Annotated in this window: 12 protein-coding genes; 7 read left to right on the top strand and 5 right to left on the bottom strand. The window is 56.3% G+C overall.

Annotated features, from left to right (window positions below):
- The coding region (gene secD / locus AAAC48_RS24510; protein WP_340656692.1) for a protein translocase subunit SecD at nucleotides 1-1,976 on the bottom strand (1,976 nt) is incomplete at its 3' end.
- A gap of 730 nt (nucleotides 1,977-2,706) precedes the next feature.
- Between secD and AAAC48_RS24505 the strand changes: the two genes are divergently transcribed.
- Genes AAAC48_RS24505 through guaD form a run of 3 tightly spaced genes read left to right on the top strand, consistent with a single transcriptional unit; the run spans nucleotide 2,707 to nucleotide 6,017 of the window.
- Nucleotides 2,707-3,417: a 2OG-Fe(II) oxygenase gene (locus AAAC48_RS24505; protein WP_340656691.1), complete on the top strand. Its 711-nt coding sequence runs from the start codon at nucleotides 2,707-2,709 to the stop codon at nucleotides 3,415-3,417.
- Between the two features lie 57 nt (nucleotides 3,418-3,474).
- Complete coding sequence (locus AAAC48_RS24500; RefSeq protein WP_340656690.1) at nucleotides 3,475-4,704, top strand: urate hydroxylase PuuD; 1,230 nt, start codon at nucleotides 3,475-3,477, stop codon at nucleotides 4,702-4,704.
- Nucleotides 4,701-6,017, top strand: coding sequence for a guanine deaminase (guaD, locus tag AAAC48_RS24495; RefSeq protein ID WP_340656689.1), 1,317 nt, complete (start codon nucleotides 4,701-4,703; stop codon nucleotides 6,015-6,017). The genes AAAC48_RS24500 and guaD overlap by 4 nt, the downstream gene beginning before the upstream one ends.
- Before the next feature lies 1 nt (nucleotide 6,018).
- On the opposite strand, the gene AAAC48_RS24490 is transcribed toward guaD, so the two are convergent.
- From AAAC48_RS24490 to AAAC48_RS24480, 3 genes are read right to left on the bottom strand one after another with little or no spacing between them, the layout of a single operon-like run.
- A complete protein-coding gene (locus AAAC48_RS24490; protein ID WP_340656688.1) occupies nucleotides 6,019-6,606 on the bottom strand; it encodes a sarcosine oxidase subunit gamma family protein in 588 nt (195 codons plus the stop codon).
- Entirely contained in the window at nucleotides 6,599-9,586 is a 2,988-nt protein-coding gene (locus AAAC48_RS24485) for a sarcosine oxidase subunit alpha family protein (protein WP_340656687.1), read from the bottom strand. Before AAAC48_RS24485 ends, AAAC48_RS24490 begins: the two co-directional genes overlap by 8 nt.
- A complete protein-coding gene (locus AAAC48_RS24480) occupies nucleotides 9,583-9,870 on the bottom strand; it encodes a sarcosine oxidase subunit delta (RefSeq protein ID WP_340656686.1) in 288 nt (95 codons plus the stop codon). The genes AAAC48_RS24485 and AAAC48_RS24480 overlap by 4 nt, the downstream gene beginning before the upstream one ends.
- A 337-nt stretch (nucleotides 9,871-10,207) precedes the next feature.
- On the opposite strand from AAAC48_RS24480, the gene AAAC48_RS24475 reads away from it, so the two are divergent.
- The gene (locus AAAC48_RS24475) at nucleotides 10,208-12,661 is read left to right on the top strand and encodes a mechanosensitive ion channel family protein (RefSeq protein ID WP_340656685.1); all 2,454 of its coding nucleotides are present in this window, start codon (nucleotides 10,208-10,210) and stop codon (nucleotides 12,659-12,661) included.
- A gap of 141 nt (nucleotides 12,662-12,802) precedes the next feature.
- Nucleotides 12,803-13,066, top strand: a complete 264-nt coding sequence (locus AAAC48_RS24470) for a hypothetical protein (protein WP_340656684.1) — start codon at nucleotides 12,803-12,805, stop codon at nucleotides 13,064-13,066.
- A 124-nt stretch (nucleotides 13,067-13,190) separates the two neighbouring features.
- On the opposite strand, the gene AAAC48_RS24465 is transcribed toward AAAC48_RS24470, so the two are convergent.
- Nucleotides 13,191-13,631, bottom strand: coding sequence for a hypothetical protein (locus AAAC48_RS24465; protein WP_340656683.1), 441 nt, complete (start codon nucleotides 13,629-13,631; stop codon nucleotides 13,191-13,193).
- A gap of 247 nt (nucleotides 13,632-13,878) precedes the next feature.
- Between AAAC48_RS24465 and AAAC48_RS24460 the strand changes: the two genes are divergently transcribed.
- Nucleotides 13,879-16,395: an FAD-dependent oxidoreductase gene (locus tag AAAC48_RS24460; protein ID WP_340656682.1), complete on the top strand. Its 2,517-nt coding sequence runs from the start codon at nucleotides 13,879-13,881 to the stop codon at nucleotides 16,393-16,395.
- Between the two features lie 177 nt (nucleotides 16,396-16,572).
- Nucleotides 16,573-17,373 carry a DUF1194 domain-containing protein gene (locus AAAC48_RS24455; RefSeq protein ID WP_340656681.1) on the top strand — a complete coding sequence of 267 codons (801 nt, stop codon included), beginning with the start codon at nucleotides 16,573-16,575 and terminating at the stop codon, nucleotides 17,371-17,373.
- Nucleotides 17,374-17,381 lie beyond the last annotated feature (8 nt).

Genomic DNA, 17,381 nt, shown 5'->3' with positions numbered 1-17,381 from the left:
GGCCCGACGACTTCCGAACTTTCAATCTTGACACCTGGATCGAGCTGCTGAACGGCTGCCTTGACCTTTGTTACGGCGACAGTCTGCGCCTCTTCGCCGCCTTCCTGCCGCTGTACGCGGATGAGCACCCGGTTGTCACCGCCAGCCTGTTGCAGGGCGACTTCACCGAGGCCGAGGCCTTCCAGAGTTGAACGCATCGTGGCGAGGTCAGCCGGCTTCGAGGTGGTCACGTCCACCTGGATACCGCCCTTGAAGTCGATGCCGTAGTTGAGGCCTGGGTGGATGAACAGGACGACAGACGCGATCGACAGGAAGATCGAAACACCGATGCCGAAGAAACGGGCATTCATGAACGAGATGTTGGTGTTTTCCGGAACGAGCTTGAACAGGTGCTCGATACGGATCGTCTTCATTTTGCGGCGGCGCACGATCGCGATCATGATGATGCGAACGACGGTAACGGCAGTGAACATCGAGACAAGCGCACCGATGATCATAGTGATGGCAAACCCGCGCACCGGTCCCGTGCCGAACAGGAAGAGCAGGAATGTTGCGATGAGGTGCGTGGCGTTCGCATCGACGATCGTCGAGTAGGCAAGCCTGAAGCCGCGGTCGACTGCGGCCATCGCTCCGATGCCCTTGCGCGCTTCTTCACGGATACGCTCGTTGATAAGAATATTCGCATCTACCGCGAAGCCGATACCGAGGATGATAGCGGCGATGCCAGGCAAGGTCAGCGTCGCTCCAAGCAGGCTGAGTATGCCAAATGTCAGCGCGACATTGAGGGCGAGGGCAAGGTTGGCGATGAGGCCCCAGCCGCTATAGAGGATGAAAATAAAGGCTACAACCAATGCGAAGCCAACGAAACCGGTCAACAGGCCCATCTTGATTACGTCGCCGCCAAGGTCCGGACCAACGGTACGTTCCTCAATTACGGTGAGCGGGGCGGGCAGGGCACCGGCGCGCAGCAGGGCAGCGGTGGTGACTGTATCCTGAACGGTGAAGTTGCCTGTGATCTGGCCGGAGCCGCCGGTGATAGGTACCTGAATAACCGGAGCGGTCAGAACCTTGCCGTCGAGGACGATGGCGAAGGGTCGCCCGACATTCTGGCTGGTGATGTCAGCAAACTGGCGCGCACCGACATTGTCGAAGCGGAAGGAAATGATCGGCTGATTGGTCTGCTGATCGAAGGCGGCGCGCGCATCCGTCAAGCGCTCACCACTGATGGCTACCCGGTCTTCAACTGGATAGGTGATGCTGGGATTCTTCACATCGGGCAGGATCGTGACACCCGGCTGCGGAGTTGCACCCGCGTTGCGGTCCGCAACCATGTGGAACGTCATCTTGGCGGTGCTGCCAAGCAAAGCGCGAAGCTGACTTGGGTCCTGGAGACCTGGAAGCTGGACGACGATACGGTCCGAGCCTACACGCTGGATGGAAGGTTCGGCGACGCCAACCTGATCGACGCGGCGGCGGACGATTTCAAGACTTTGCTGCAAGGCATTGTCGAGTTTGTCCTTCATGCCAGCTTCGGTGAGTGTCAGGCGGATCTGATTGTCCGTCGTGGAGATATCGATATCGCTGACCGGTGCCGCAAAGCCAACCTGTGCAACCTGGGTGGTTAACTCGCGCAGGGCAGCAACTGCGGCGTCACGTTGTGCGGGATCGGCGAGGGTGATAACAACGCTATCGCCCGCAACGCGTATGGATTGCGGCTGGATTTTTGCCGTGCGCAGATGGCCGCGCGCATCATCCAGCATCGACCTTATGCGATCTTTTTTGAGAGCTGCAGCATCAACTTCCAGAACCAGATAAGATCCGCCGCGAAGATCAAGACCGAGTGCTACCTGTTTCTTTGGAAACCAGCTCGGCATCGCGTCTAGCTGTGCCTTGGTGAACAGGTTCGGGAGTGCAAGAACAATGCCCGCAAGAATGATAAAAATATAGGTCCAGAGAACCCATCTCGAAGTACGCATATCTGTGTTCCGTTGTGAGGTGCGAGCGCGCTGCGGAGAACTGGTTTACGAGTCTACCTGGCGGCCGCCGGAGTTAGTTTTCGTCGTCTCCTGAGCGGAAACGGTGATGTCAGGCTGCGGGCAACGGTGGTGCGCGGGCGCTGAAAACTGAATTGTGGTCTAGTGTGAAACTAGAACTAACCTGAATGGAAAGTGCTTTCCGCGCGTTCGCGACAACCAGTACGGGTTCAGGAGGCAGCAATGCGTCCTGCGGGCCGCTATCGGACCTCAGGCCGCTCTTGATTTTCAGATGCAGAGCTTCCAGCGCGGTAACGCGCATTGGCCTCTCGACAGGCGTTGACTGATTGTCGACTTCATGGGCAAGGCGCGTCGTGTGTCGATTGGGCGCCCCAACCTCTCTTGCCGCAATACTGGCTTCAGGGCTCGTCGCGTAGGCAGTGCCCAACGCTGCGCCAATTGTTGACACGAGCCAGAAAATAGAAATCAGGAGCGGAGCAGCGCTACGCTTTCCTTTTCCCCTATTTCCGTAAAGGCCCATACCAACATCCAATAAAAAAACCCTCGCGGTGCTAAACACCTCGCTGCGACTCTATTTATGAAGTCTGAGAAGCTGAGTCACCTAAAATCGTCGTGCAAGAGCTCTGATGATCGGAAAATATGTCGTTTTGCAGGAAACGGGTGGAACGAAACAGCCAGATTGGCACTCTTGTTCGAAAATGGAGATGTCACGATGGCAGACACAATCACCAGCACAGCAACAATCCCGTGGAGCACGATCGAGACGGAGTTGGACAATTTCGGCTGCGCCATTTTGAAGAACGTGTTGTCCACGGCCGATTGCGAAAGGCTCGCCGCGGGTTATCCCGACGACAGCCTGTTTCGCAAACGCATCGTCATGGCGCGGCATGGGTTTGGACGGGGTGAGTATAAATATTTCAGCTATCCATTGCCGGACGTCGTCAACAATCTGCGCCAATCGCTTTATCCGCCGCTGGCGAAGATCGCCAACCGCTGGAATGAGTTAATGGGGATCGATGTCCGTTATCCGGACAGGCACGATGCGTTTATTGAACGGTGCCACGCTGCCGGACAGGATCGGCCAACGCCACTGCTCCTAGAATATGGCGAGGGTGACTATAATTGCCTTCACCAGGATATCTACGGCGTGCACGTCTTTCCTCTGCAAGTGGCGTTTCTGCTGTCCAGACCTGGGGAAGACTTCAGCGGTGGAGAATTTGTGCTGACAGAGCAACGGCCACGTATGCAGTCACGCGCCGAAATCGTGCCCCTTCAGCAAGGTGACGCGGTGATCTTTCCCGTCAGCCAGCGTCCGGTGAAGGGCACGCGCGGCTACTACCGGGTGAACATGCGCCATGGCGTCAGTCGTCTGCGCAGCGGCAAGCGCCATACGCTCGGCATTATCTTCCACGATTCGAAGTAGTTGCATCGATTGGCGAACAATCCCATTGTGAGTACGAAAATCTCGCATGGGGCCCCGATGGATTATCTGATTTTCTGGGAATGGCTGAACTTTGCCGCACGATGGCTGCATGTGATCACGGCAATCGCGTGGATCGGATCATCCTTCTATTTCATCGCCCTCGATCTCGGGCTGCGACGTCATGGCAATCTTCCGCAGGGAGTCAATGGTGAGGAATGGCAGGTCCACGGCGGCGGCTTCTACCACATCCAGAAATATATGGTGGCGCCGGCGCATATGCCGGAACATCTCACCTGGTTCAAATGGGAGTCCTATTTCACCTGGTTGTCCGGGTTTGTGCTGCTTTGCATTGTCTATTACGCGGGCGCAGATCTTTATCTGATCGACCGAAACGTGCTGGACGTGTCGGCGCCCGTCGCCATTTTGATCTCGCTCGCATCGATTTCGGTCGGCTGGCTGATCTATGATTTCCTGTGCAAATCACCGCTTGCGTCCAATGATACGGCGCTGATGTTGATCCTCTATGCTGTGACCGTTTTCATGGCCTGGGGCTACACCCACCTTTTCACCGGACGGGCGGCATTTCTGCATCTCGGGGCGTTCACCGCGACGATCATGTCCGCCAATGTCTTTTTGCTGATCATTCCCAACCAGAAGAAGGTCGTCGCCGACCTGATCGCCGGAAAAATACCCGATCCCAAATTGGGGAAGCAGGCCAAGCAGCGCTCGACACACAATAATTATCTGACGCTCCCGGTCATATTTCTGATGCTGTCGAACCACTATCCGCTTGCGACCTCGACGCAATTCAACTGGATCATTGCCGCGCTGATATTCATCATTGGCGTGCTTATCCGCCATTACTTCAATTCGCGGCACGCGGGGACGGGCAATCCGCATTGGACCTGGCTGGCCAGCACTATCCTATTCATCATTATCATCTGGCTTTCGACGGTCCCCAAAGTTCTGACCGGCGCGGAAAAGGTTTCCCGTGCCACCGAACCCTTCCTCGCGGCAGCAAATTTTCAGCAAGTCCGCGATACCGTGATGGGGCGCTGTTCCATGTGCCACGCAGCGGAACCTTCCTGGGAAGGGATGATGATGCCGCCCAAAGGTATCCGTCTCGATACGGATGAACTGATCGCCACACATGCGAGCCAAATCTATGTTCAGGCGGGCGCCAGCCGCGCCATGCCGCCCGGAAACCTTACGCACATCACCGACGCGGAGCGTGCGCAGATTGTCTCGTGGTATCGTGGGGCAACAGCAGGAAAGGCGATGCAATGACTGAGCTTTTGTTGCGCGGTCGCGTCCTGACCTTCCATGACGAGCCATTGGCAGGCGACGTGGACCCGGATGCGCTTACCTATATCGAGGATGGCGGGCTGCTGATCCGCGATGGCAAGATCGCTGCACTAGGTAGTTATGCCCAGTTGCGGGCAGGCGAAGGCCGCAATGTCGAGGTCGTCGACCATCGCCCGCATCTGATCATGCCGGGATTCATCGACTGCCATATTCACTTCCCCCAGATGCAGGTCATCGGATCCTATGCCGGCGCACTGATGGAATGGCTCAACAAATACACGTTTGTCGAGGAACAGAAGTTTTCCAATCAGGGGCATCCGGAGCGTATCGCATCTGCCCTGTTCGACGAGTTGATCCGGCACGGAACCACGACAGCAGCTGCCTATTGCTCTGTGCACAAGGCGTCCGTCCAGGCATTCTTCACGGAATCGCACCGGCGTAACATGCGAATGGTCGCTGGCAAGGTGATGATGGACCGGAACGCGCCGCCCGGTTTGCTCGACACGGCGCAATCGGGCTACGACGACAGCAAGGCTCTGATTGGCGAATGGCATGGCAAGGGCCGCCAGCTTTATGCGATCACGCCGCGCTTTGCGCCGACATCGACGCCGGAGCAGCTTGAGATGAGCGGGGCGCTGGTGCGCGAACATCCAGACCTGCACGTGCAGACGCATCTGTGCGAAAACACCGCCGAAATCGCCTTTGTTGCAGAGCTGTTTCCATGGAGCAGGGACTATACGCAGGTTTATGAGCATTACGGCTTGCTCGGGCCAAAGACGCTGCTTGGCCACTGCATTCATCTGACTGATGCTGAAATCGGTTCGATCGCGAACAGCGGCTCGGTCGCAGTGTTCTGTCCGACCTCAAACCTGTTTATCGGCAGCGGCTTGTTCGATCTAGCGAGGCTGCGTGCATCCGATCCGCCGGTTCGAAATGCGATTGCAACCGATATCGGAGGCGGCACGTCCTACTCCATGCTGCGTACGCTGGATGAGGGTTACAAGATCCTGAACATTCAGGGTCAGCGTTATCACCCGCTGCGTTCGTTCTATCAGGTAACACTTGGCAATGCGCGAGCACTGTCTGTGGAAGGTATCATTGGCTCATTTGTGCCGGGGGCCGAGGCGGACTGTGTCGTGCTTGATGCGCGCGCCACGCCTGCCATGCGCATTCGCATGGAGACGGTCGAAACGTTGGTGGAAGAGCTGTTCCTGATGCAGACCATGGGCGATGACAGGAGCATCGCCGAAGTCTATGTAGCTGGCAAAGCCGCGAAGAGCACTCTGCAGAACTGATCTATTCGACGCGGTAGCCGACTTCCTCGGCGGCGTGGCCCAGCGTTTGCCAGAACGAACGGGCGAAGGTGCGGAAGACGTATAGATCGAAGGTCTCGTCATCGATCCGCTGGATATTGGTGTGGATGTCGTGATGCAATGTCGCTCGCCCATATGCGACGGGAAATGCATGCTCGGAAAAATCGATGGCGAAGAGCTTTGACAAGACCCATTCCGATTGCGATCCGCTGATGCGGATGACGGTCCGGCCATGGGTGAGATCGACGATCGTCCCGAGTTCGAGCGAAATGGCGGAACGCAACCGGGATTCAAGATCAGGTGTGGCGCCAACGACGAAATAGCGGCCTGGCGCAAAACCAAAGACCGATTTCTCGCCGGCGACGCGGCCAAGGCCGGGCTTGTTCTGAAGGACGAGGCCGGTGGCGCTGCCGATCGCGGTCAGCACAGTCGGTATCGTATCGGCCCAGGCTGTGACCTGAATGATCGAAAGATTCTTGCGCTCGCGCAACGTTACGCCAATGCCTGCAGCGGAGTTCCCATGATTGCCGGCGATGTATGTTTTACCGAGAGGCGATTGGATATCAGCCATGCATCCGGCTCCCTTCTGGATCAAACATATGATGGCTGACAATCTCCACCGCGCAATGCTTGTCGCGCAGCAAGTCTGTAGCGAAGGCGCGGTTGCCGATCATGGACGTTCCGTGCTTGACCAGCGCCAATGCAACATACTTGCCAAGGGCGGGCGAATAGCATGCTGCGGTGACATGACCGAAACTGTCGGCTGGTTCGCGTGGAACGGGGTCAGTCACGATGTGGCTGCCGCCATTGATCGATTGATTGTCAAGCGATATCAACCCGACAAGCGATAGCCGATTGTCGTCGGTAAGCCCCTCGCGGTTGATCATGGCGGACCCGATAAACGGTTTCTTCTTCGACAGCATCCAGTCAAGATGCAGATCGTGCGCCGTTGTCCGGCCGTCGATTTCAGCGCCGGTGACATGGCCTTTCTCGATACGCAATGTGCCGAGCGCCTCGAGTCCGTATGGCATGATTTCGAAAGGCTTGCCGGCAGAGAGCAGAGCTTCCCAGACCTTCGTACCAAATCCGGCACCACAATAGACTTCGTATGCGAGTTCGCCTGAGAAGGAGAGGCGGCAGATCATGACTGGTATGCCATCGATCTTGCCATGAACGATACCCATAAAGGGCAAGGTCGTATTGTCGACCTTGGTGCCTGTTACGCAAGCTTCAAGCACAGCGCGGGATTTCGGTCCGGAAATGGCTGATCCTGCCCAGACGTCGGTGACCGATGTCAGATGCACACGCAGTTCCGGCCAGATACAATCGAGATAATATTCCAGATGCTGCATGACAGTTCCGGCATTGGCCGTTGTCGTCGTCATCAGAAACTGCGTTTCGCCGAGACGCCAGGTGGTGCCATCGTCAAAGGCAATGCCATCCTCTCGCAGCATCAGGCCATAGCGTGCCTTGCCAACGGGCAGAGTTGAGAACATGTTGGTGTAGACGCGGTCCAGCAATTCAGCTGCATCCGGACCCTGGATGTCGATCTTGCCAAGGGTGGAAACGTCGACGATGCCGACGCTCTCCCGAACAGCGTGCGCTTCACGGATATAAGCCTGTTCGATGGTTTCGCCATGGCTGCCATAGATCATCGGACGATGCCAAAGACCAGCCTCGTAAGTCTTGGCGCCGTTTTCCAGGTGCCAGTCGTGCATTGGGGTCAATCGATGGGGGCGCAGATCGCCATAGCGTTCACCCGCAAGTGTGCCGAGGGATACGGGTGTAAAGGGTGGACGAAACCGCGTCGTCCCAGCTTCGGGGATCGATATGCCGCGCACGTCCGCCATGATGGCGAGACCTGGAACATTAGACGTCTTGCCCTGATCAGTGGCCATGCCAAGAGTGGTGTAGCGCTTCAAATGTTCGACCGAGTGAAAGCCTTCGCGGTAGGCGAGGCGGATATCATCGGCCGTGACATCGTGCTGAAAATCGACGAATGCTTTCTGCGATTTGGCCGAAGGCTCGATTTCGAAGACCCGGGCAGGAGAGGCGTCCAGCATTGGTGCTTCGACCGGAGGGAGAACCAGCCGGCTCTTCGCGGAACCTTTCGTTGCCGCGTCGGATAGCACGCTGATCGTGTCCATGTAGCCCGCAGCCGCGCCCGTAGCTACCCAGTTCTGGTTCGGCTCCGGCGGCAGGAAGGCCTGCAAATCCTCGTCCCATTCGGGCTTGCCGCCCGCTTGGCTGGCAAGGTGAATGGCAGGGGACCAGCCACCGGAAACCCCGAGGCAATCCGTCCGGATTTCGCGCGGCGCACCGGAAACCCGGCCAGTCTCGGCATTGAAATGCTGAACGGTGACTGAGCTTAGTGTCTTGCCTGCATGTGTGCCCGTGACCGCATGACCTAGAAGCAGCTCAGCACCTGCAACATTGGCAATATCCCGGCAAGTGCCTGAGACATCGGAACGTACGTCAATAATCGCTGCGATGTTGACGCCCGCGAGCGACAAGGCACGGGCGGCATCATAGGCGCTGTCATTATTGGTGAAGAGGGTAACGTTGTTCCCCGATGCCACGCCATATTCGATTGCATAGCGGCGCACAGCATCGGCGAGCATCACACCCGGACAGTCATTGCCGGGAAATACGATCGGCCGTTCAAATGCGCCGGTCGCCAGAACGGTTTTGCCTGTACGAATGACCCAGTGGCGCTGGCGTGGCTGACCCTTTGTCCGGTTTGGCTTGAAGTCGGACACGTGTTCCACTGCCGTCAGCACATTGCCGTCATAATAGCCCCAGATGGAGGTTCTCGTCAGGAACCGGACATTCGGCAGGTTTGCGAGGGCCGCGGCCTTCTCTCGCGCCCAGACCCCGGGGTTGCGCCCGTCAATGAGCTCGCCCGATGCGAGCAGCGAGCCGCCTGCGACCGGCCTCTCTTCGGCGATAATGACCCGGGCACCGGTACTTGCAGCTGCTTCCGCCGCGATCAGGCCAGCCGGGCCACTGCCGACGACAAGAACATCGCAAAAGGCATTCATGCGCTCATAGCGGTCGGGGTCGGGGGCGGTTCCTGCCCTGCCAAGGCCTGCGGCACGGCGGATGAATTGCTCGCAGAACATCCAGAAGCGTGTGCCCCTGAACGGGCCAACCGCAGGGCCCATAAATGTCTTGTAATAGAAACCAGCTGAGAAAAGTGATCCCGCCAACTGGTTGATGGCCATGAAATCATGGTCAAGTGACGGAAAGCGGTTTTGGCTCAGTGTAACGAGACCGTCATAGATGTCGAGCTCTGTCGCACGGACATTGGGCTCGCGCACATTGCCGGATAAAACGGTAACGAGCGCATTGGGTTCATCGCTGCCGGCGGCGAAAACACCGCGCGGACGGTGATACTTGAAGGAGCGGCCGAAAAGTGTGATGCCATTGGCAAGCAGCGCCGAGGCAAGTGTATCGCCTGGGTGACCGCTATAGGCCTTGCCATCGAACGTGAATCTTACTGACTTGGCCCGATCGATGCGTCCGCCCGTGGAAAGCCGCGAACTGGTCATGCGTGTTCACCGGCTTTCACTGAGGTTCGTGCGTCCCGCGCGAATGCAACTGACGAAATGGCGTGGGTCGTCATGTCGCGCGTGATGACGAGGTGCTGGCGGCAGCCGCCGTTATGCAGCCAGAACTCGCGATGCGAGCCACTTGGATTTGTCCGCTCATAAACATAGGCGTTCCACACATCACGATCAGCCGATGCCGGCTCTGGTCGTTTTCGGGTCGCGTCGCCCTGATAGGTAAACTCAATGACGTCACGTGGTCCGCAATATGGGCATTTGATGATCATGGTCTCATTGTCTCGAGGCGAATCGTTTCACTGGCAAATACGGTAAGTTCGGTGGTTCGCTTCCTGCAGGGCCAGTCAACAGATTGTGTTGGAATTGGTCAAGACAGGTGCAAATAGAAGGCGGGCAGTGATGTTATTTAGAAAGCTGTCTATCCCCATGAATCATATTGTCCCGAATATTATGCTAGTGTCAGATCAACAATTCGGTCACCACGATAGCGGCGAGCACTATCGCTCCGCCGACCAGTTTGGGCATGGAAAATGCAAAGAGCCTTGATTGTGCCGAGATGAACAGGCAAATCCACAGTGAAGACGATTCATAAATGGATATGAACCAGTGATTTCTTATTTCTTTCGGCAGTTTATTCTGACGATTGCCGCCGTGCTTTTCTGGGCCGTTCCGTTAGATATCGCAGCCGCGCAGGCACAGTCGTCGCCGGCGGCGCCAGCTACCGTGTCGAGTATTGTTGGCGAACAAAGGCCGGCAATTGACGCTTTGAAGAAGCAAATTGCTGACTATCAGCAGAAGATGGAAAAGGCAGATACCGACGCGGCCCTGGCTGATCTTCGTCTCAATCTCGAAGCCACGGCGAAAAAGCTATTGGAGATTGGTGTATCCTTCCGGCCGCGTATCACCGAAATCAATTCGCGTCTCGAGCAGCTAGGGCCTCCGCCGGCGCAGGGACAGCCACCCGAAGCTCAGGTTGTAACGGATGAACGGACTCGGTTGACGACTGAGAAAGCCGAAATCAACGCTGTCCTCGGGGAGACTGAAGACCTGTTGATCCAGGTCAACAAAATGATCGATGCCACCGGCGATGCAAGGCGAGAGTTGTTTACAAACACGCTTTCGCAACGCGTTGACATCAACTACTCGCTCGGGAGTGAAGTCGTCGACGCCTATGGCCAGGAATTGCGGACGATGAACCAACTGGTTTCATCCTGGTGGCGTTTCGTCATTTCCTTCAAATGGCAATCGATGCTGGCAGCCACGTTCTTTGCGGCGATTGCCGCTCTCGTCCTGTTGTTTGGCGGACAAAGAACGCTTGGCCACCTTTATCTGCGCGACGCTTCGATCGAGTCACCTTCATACCTCAGTCGGCTTGCCGTGGCGTTCTGGTCGACATTGATGCGATCACTGACGGTGGTTGTATTCCTCGCAACGACCTACCTTTTCCTCGGCTATTTCAATGTGATGCGACCGGACATTGCGTCACTGTTCTACATGCTCTTTTGCGTGATCGGCATTGTCTATTTTGTTCACGCGCTGGCACAGGCCGTGATTTGCCCTGGTGCCCCGAACTGGCGCCTGGTGCGCGTGGCACCGCGACCAGGGCGCATCCTCATGGTATTGATCACGGCTACTGCCACCATCACCGGGCTCGATTATATCGCTGATACGATCAACCAGATCGCGATATCGCCATTGTCGTTGACCGTTGCCAAGAGTCTTGTGGCTACTGTTCTGGTGGGGCTGCTCATTATTGCCATGGCTCTGCTCAAGCCGCTGGAAGATGAGGAGACCGGGAAGATCAAGCCTTGGCCCAGGGCCATGCGCATATTCCTCTACACGATCGGGCTTGTTCCGATCATCGCGGCTCTGCTTGGCTATATCGGATTTGCGCGCTTCGTATCGCAGCAGATCGTCATCAATGGCGCTGTGGTCGTCACGATGTATCTCGGCTTTCTGACGGCTCGGGCCGTATCGGATGAGAATGCGCTGGCGGGGACGAAACTCGGACGCGCAATCCAGACACGTTTCGGTATAGATGAGACGACGCTGGACCAGCTTGGCCTCGTGGCGAGCATCGTCATCAATATCTTCGTCGTTCTCCTTGGTATTCCGGTCATCCTGCTACTTTGGGGATTCCAGTGGAGTGAGATGGTGGCATGGTTCCTGACTATTGCCACTGGCTTTCAGATCGGTTCCGTCAATATTTCATTGGTGCAAATGGCCGTCGGCGTGCTGCTGTTCGCGCTGTTCTATTTCTTTACCCGGTGGTTCCAAGGTTGGCTCGACACGCGGGTCATGGCACGCGGCAAACTCGATTCTGGTGTGCGCAATTCAATCCGCACCGCCGTCGGCTATTTGGGACTTGGCATTGCTGGCGTCATTGGCATTTCCGCTGCAGGTATCAATCTTTCCAGCCTCGCGCTTGTTGCCGGTGGTCTATCGCTCGGCATCGGTTTCGGTATGCAGGCAATCGTCTCGAACTTTGTTTCCGGTCTTATCCTGCTTGCGGAACGTCCATTCAAGGTCGGCGACTGGATCGAGACCGGTGGCGTCGGCGGCATCGTCAAGAAGATCAGCGTGCGCGCAACGGAAGTCGAGACGTTCCAGCGTCAATCGATCATCATTCCGAATTCTTCCTTCATCAATGGCAATGTGGGGAACTGGACTCATCGCAATAAATTGGGGCGTGTCGACATTCCGATCGGGGTTTCGCACAAGGTCGATCCGCGCCGGGTGCACGCCATCCTGATGGACATAGCGCGCGGCCATCCGCTGGTGTTGAAGAATCCGGAACCGTTCGTGGCGTTCAAGGCGATCGTCGAGTCCACAATGGAATTTGAAATGCGCGTGCACCTCGCAGATCTCTCCAATTCGGGCACCGTGCAGAACGATATCCGGTTCACTCTTATTGATCGCTTTGCCGAGGAGGGTATTGAGATTCCTTATCCGCAGCGCGACGTCAACCTTCATCTCGAAGATGCAGACTCAATTGTCGAACTGCTGACCAAGCGGGTGAAGGCCGAACTGGCGGCAGAAGTAAAAAAAGCAAAGTCATAAGCAGTGGCTATGCTCTGTTTCCTCTGGTGAAAAAAACAACGAAGCGTTCAGTTGCCGTTCAGTTTGATCCCGTTATAACTGTTCATGAAAAGGGCAGGTCGGGCCCTTGATAACAGGGGCGGTGGAGACACCGGGTAAGACATGAACAGATTTGCAGTTGCCGCTCTTCTGAGTGCTATCTCGGCTGGTTCGGCTTTTGCTGCCAGCGTCAAGAATAATGACGCGGACGCCCAGACCATCGTCGTGACGGAAGGCTCAAGCAAAACTGAATTACAGGTCGGTGCCGGTGAAACGGTCGAATTCTGCTCGAGTGGTTGCTTTGTCACCTTCCCGAATGGCGACCGTGAAGCCCTGACTGGCGGTGAGACCGTCGAGATCAAAGGCGGCAAGGTTTCAATCAAATAGCGTCAACATCTACGACAACTAAACAAGCTTATCGACCGGCTGGATGAATTTCAGTCGGTTTTAATTTTTCATTCACTGTCGATATTGTTTTTCGGGCAAGCCTGATCCGGTTCACCCTTCATTTTTACTTTCCCGCTAAGTCCATCGCCGATAGGCAATATTTCTCGTGCCGGGCAACGGTACATGACTTCAGGGATTGTTTGTGGTGGATGCGCGTGTCGATCGTTGCAATGATGACGGCCATCAAAGGCGCCGCGGGGATTAACACAGACCATTGGGCCAGCAAGGTGGACTGACCGCCAGGGAACAGCGTCTGCAACCAATAGAATTGGTAGTATTCCAATGCCCCAACCGGGGCGAGAAAATCCACTGCCGGGATTTGACCAAGTTTGATCCGCTGGACCGCGTCGAGGTGGATATAAGTATCCCAGTACATCGGGCCGATTGGTATAATCAGAGGCAGGGATAACAGAACACAGAGAACCAGCAGCACAAGCGCCAGCAAAATTAGCGGCGAGCCGATCAGAAACTTAGGTTTGGTGAAGCCGCTGGAAAGATCTGACATTCTTCTTTGGGTTCAGGTTCATCGACGCGTGAAGACTATCTTTAGGCCGTCAACCCTCCACATTGCGTTAAATTGCCCCGGAATTTTCTGTATCTTTCCAGCAAAACGCTGTCAGTTTGCCGCGCGTCGCGGCGTGTTTTGGTCATGTCGCAAACAGGCCTTAGCGATAGACATGGAGAGCGGCATAGTGCACAAAAATCAGCGAAAGCTGTTGTGACCATCGATCGATACCAAAGGATAGAGTGAAATGAAGACTGAGGCGCGTGTAGTCGTTATCGGCGGTGGTGTGGTGGGTGTTTCGACACTCTACCATCTGGCCAAGAAGGGTTGGAGCGACGTTGTCCTGATTGAGCGCAAAGAGCTGACATCCGGTTCGACCTGGCACGCCGCTGGGCTTTTGCCACTGTTTAACATGAGTTATTCGGTCGGCCAGATCCACAAATATTCAGTCAAGTTCTATCAGGAACTGCAAAAGGAAACCGGCATGAATGTCGGCTTCACCAATTGCAGCAATATCCGTCTCGCTCGCACCAAGGACCGTTGGGACGAATATATGTATTATGCTGGCGTTGCCGAGACGATCGGTGTTCCAGTCAAATTGCTTACCCCGGAGCAGGTCAAGGAAATCTGGCCTCTGGCGGAGATGGACGGCATACTTGGCGCAATCCAGCATCCCGAGGATGGCTATATCCAGCCCGCCGATCTGACGCAGGCTCTTGCAAAGGGTGCGCGCGATCGCGGCGCAACGATCTACCGTTACACGACTGTCCTTGGTATCGAACAATTGCCTTCCGGCCAATGGTTGGTGAAGACCGACAAGGGCGACATAACGGCGGAACATGTTGTTTCTGCAACGGGTAACTTTGCCCGCAAGACCGGCAAGATGGTTGGCCTCGATGTACCTGTCATTCCGGTCGAGCACCAGTATATCGTGACTGAGCCGCATCCTGCCATTGTCGAGCGGAAGGCCAAGGGCCTGCCGGAAATGGGCGTCCTGCGTGAAAGTGATAGTTCCTGGTATATGCGCGAAGAGAATGGCGGTCTGCTGCTCGGACCATACGAAAAAGGCGCGCCGGTCTGCTACGTCGACGGTCCCTCCGATGAAAGCGAGTACGAACTGTTCCAGGAAGATCTCGACCGCCTTGAGCCGCACATTGAGACGGCCATTGCCCGTGTTCCGGCATTTGGCGAAGTCGGTATCAAGAAGGTCTATAATGGCGCGATCGCCTATACCCCGGACGGTTCGCCGATCATCGGACCTGCTCCACGCCTGAAGAATTTCTGGCTGAACGAAGGCCACTCCTTCGGCGTTACCGCCGCTGGCGGCGCTGGCTGGCAGCTGGCGGAATGGATCGTCGAGGGCGAGCCTTCCATCGACATGATGGGCGTCGATCCGCGCCGTTTTGGTCCTTACGCGACCGAAGGTTACCTTAAGGAGAAGAATGAAGAAGCTTATGCCGAAGTCTTCTCGGTTCACTATCCAGATGAAGAACGCGGTGCGGCACGTCCCCTGAAGCGCTCGCCATCCTATGACCGGCAGAAGGAACTGGGTGCCGTATTCGGTACCGTCTATGGCTGGGAGCGTGCCAACTGGTTTGCGCCCAAGGGCTACGGACTCGATGTCGCCAAGCTCGACAAGCCGGATGTGCTGATGAACCACAACCATCCGAAACCCGATGCCGAAGGCAGGGTCAAGGAGCTCTGGTCGTTCCGACGTTCGAACTATTTTGATCACGTCGGCCACGAGATCAAGAATGTGACGAGCAATGTCGGTCTTCTTGATATGTCGGCTTTTGCCAAGATGGAGGTTTCAGGTCCCGGTGCTCGCGCCTGGCTGGATTCTATCCTTGCGAATCGCATTCCGAAGAAGCAGGGACGCATTGCCCTTTGCCATCTGCTGACCAAGCTCGGCGGCGTTCGCTCCGAATTCACGGTATATGAATGGGCTCCCGGCAAGTTCTATCTCGTCTCTGCCGGTGCCTACGAGAACCACGACCACGACTATCTCTACAAGCTTCTGCCAACGGATGGTTCGGTTATGCTGCGCCCAATCACGCAGATGTACGGCGTTCTTGTTCTCGCAGGACCCAAGAGCCGTCAGGTCCTGGAGAAGCTCACGCGCGCCGACCTTTCCAATGAGGCGTTCCCCTGGCTCTCCGGCAAGGAAATCAGCGTCGGGATGGCAACGGCACATGCTCTTCGCGTCAATTTCGTTGGCGAATTGGGCTGGGAGCTGCATCATCCGATTGAACAGCAGAATGCGATCTATGATCTGCTGCTGGAGGCCGGTGCGGAATTTGGTATCAAGCCGTTCGGTATCCGCGCGATGACAGCGATGGCGGTGGAAAAATCCTATCGCCTGATCCCGCGCGAATTGTCAATTGAATACAATGCCTTCGAGAGCGGTCTTGACCGTTTCGTTCATCCGAACAAAGGTGAATTCATTGGTCGTGACGCTGTTGTCAAGGCGCGCGAGCAGGGCTTGAAGTGGAACTTCGTGACTTTGGAAGTGCATGTTCCCGGCGTTGCCGATGCGGATGCCCGCGGCAGTGAGCCGATCTACGTCAAGGGTGACCTCGTTGGCCGCGCGACGCATGGCGGCTACGGCTGGCGTCTCGGCAAGAGCCTTGCCCTTGCCATGGTGAAGCCGGAGTATTCTGCTCTCGGTACAGAACTCGAGATCAAGATCCTCGGCAAGGCGCACAAGGCGACGGTAATTCCGGAGTCGCCATTCGATACGGAAAACGAGCGTCTGAAGGCTTAAGCTGCTTCGGCGAACTGAATTTGCAGGAATGGCGCCACTTCAGGCGCCATTTTGCTTTGCATTCAACAGAACGTGAACGAGATTGAAGTCGCTTTGCGTTTCAGTGTTTTGCGTTACACTTCCCCTATGTCATTGCGAAGGAAGGCTCCCTGCAGTTTTCTGTTACTGGCGGCAGTATTGGCCAGCTATCCGGCGCGCGCATATTCTGCTGAAATCGATGTCGATGTGGAGCTTGTACTGGCTGTGGATGCGTCTCGTTCCATGGAACCGTTCGAGCAAAAGATCCAGCGCGAGGGCTATATTGCTGCATTCCGCCGCAAGGACGTAATCGAGGCCATCCGCGAAGGTGTAAACGGGCGCGTGGCGATTACCTATGTGGAGTGGGCCGGGTCGACGGTACAGCGGATCATCATACCCTGGACGCTGGTCGATGGAGCTGAATCCGGCGAAAAACTCGCGGCAGCGCTTGATCAGCCCATTCCGTCGACACAAAGCCGGACTTCAATTTCCGGGGCAATCGATTTCAGCAGCTCGTTGTTCGACAACAATGGGTTCAAGGGAATGCGGAAAGTCATCGATATTTCCGGAGATGGCGCTAACAACAATGGACGCCCGGTCGCAGACGCACGCAATGAGGCGGTCGCAAAGGGCATCACCATCAACGGCCTGCCGCTCATGACTCGTGGCGACTTCTATTCCGACTGGGCAGTTGCCGACCTTGATATTTACTACAGCAGTTGCGTTATCGGAGGACCTGGCGCTTTCATGATCCCGGTCAGTTCCTGGGATCAGTTCCCGGAAGCTGTTCGCCGCAAGCTTGTCCTGGAACTCGCAGGGGACGGCCCCGTCGTTCACAAAGTGGATTGGGTGGCGGCGGAAAACTTGCCCGTTATCCTTGCCCAGAACAAGCCAGAATATGATTGCCTATCCGGCGAGCGGATATGGCAGCGGCGGATGCAGGATTGGGAATCTCGTTAAGTCGCTCG

Origin of the sequence: Phyllobacterium sp., assembly GCF_037994405.1 — a bacterium.
In the GTDB taxonomy this organism is placed as follows: domain Bacteria; phylum Pseudomonadota; class Alphaproteobacteria; order Rhizobiales; family Rhizobiaceae; genus Phyllobacterium.
Note: the sequence above shows the minus strand (reverse complement) of the source record. Positions and strands in the feature narration are given on the sequence as shown.

Coding starts and splice junctions, on each gene's coding strand:
- AAAC48_RS24465 (WP_340656683.1), bottom strand. CDS start 13,631: ATGTCAGATCTTTCCAGCGGCTTCACCAAACCTAAGTTTCTGATCGGC.
- AAAC48_RS24480 (WP_340656686.1), bottom strand. CDS start 9,870: ATGATCATCAAATGCCCATATTGCGGACCACGTGACGTCATTGAGTTT.
- AAAC48_RS24485 (WP_340656687.1), bottom strand. CDS start 9,586: ATGACCAGTTCGCGGCTTTCCACGGGCGGACGCATCGATCGGGCCAAG.
- AAAC48_RS24505 (WP_340656691.1), top strand. CDS start 2,707: ATGGCAGACACAATCACCAGCACAGCAACAATCCCGTGGAGCACGATC.
- guaD (WP_340656689.1), top strand. CDS start 4,701: ATGACTGAGCTTTTGTTGCGCGGTCGCGTCCTGACCTTCCATGACGAG.
- AAAC48_RS24460 (WP_340656682.1), top strand. CDS start 13,879: ATGAAGACTGAGGCGCGTGTAGTCGTTATCGGCGGTGGTGTGGTGGGT.
- AAAC48_RS24490 (WP_340656688.1), bottom strand. CDS start 6,606: ATGGCTGATATCCAATCGCCTCTCGGTAAAACATACATCGCCGGCAAT.
- AAAC48_RS24470 (WP_340656684.1), top strand. CDS start 12,803: ATGAACAGATTTGCAGTTGCCGCTCTTCTGAGTGCTATCTCGGCTGGT.
- AAAC48_RS24500 (WP_340656690.1), top strand. CDS start 3,475: ATGGATTATCTGATTTTCTGGGAATGGCTGAACTTTGCCGCACGATGG.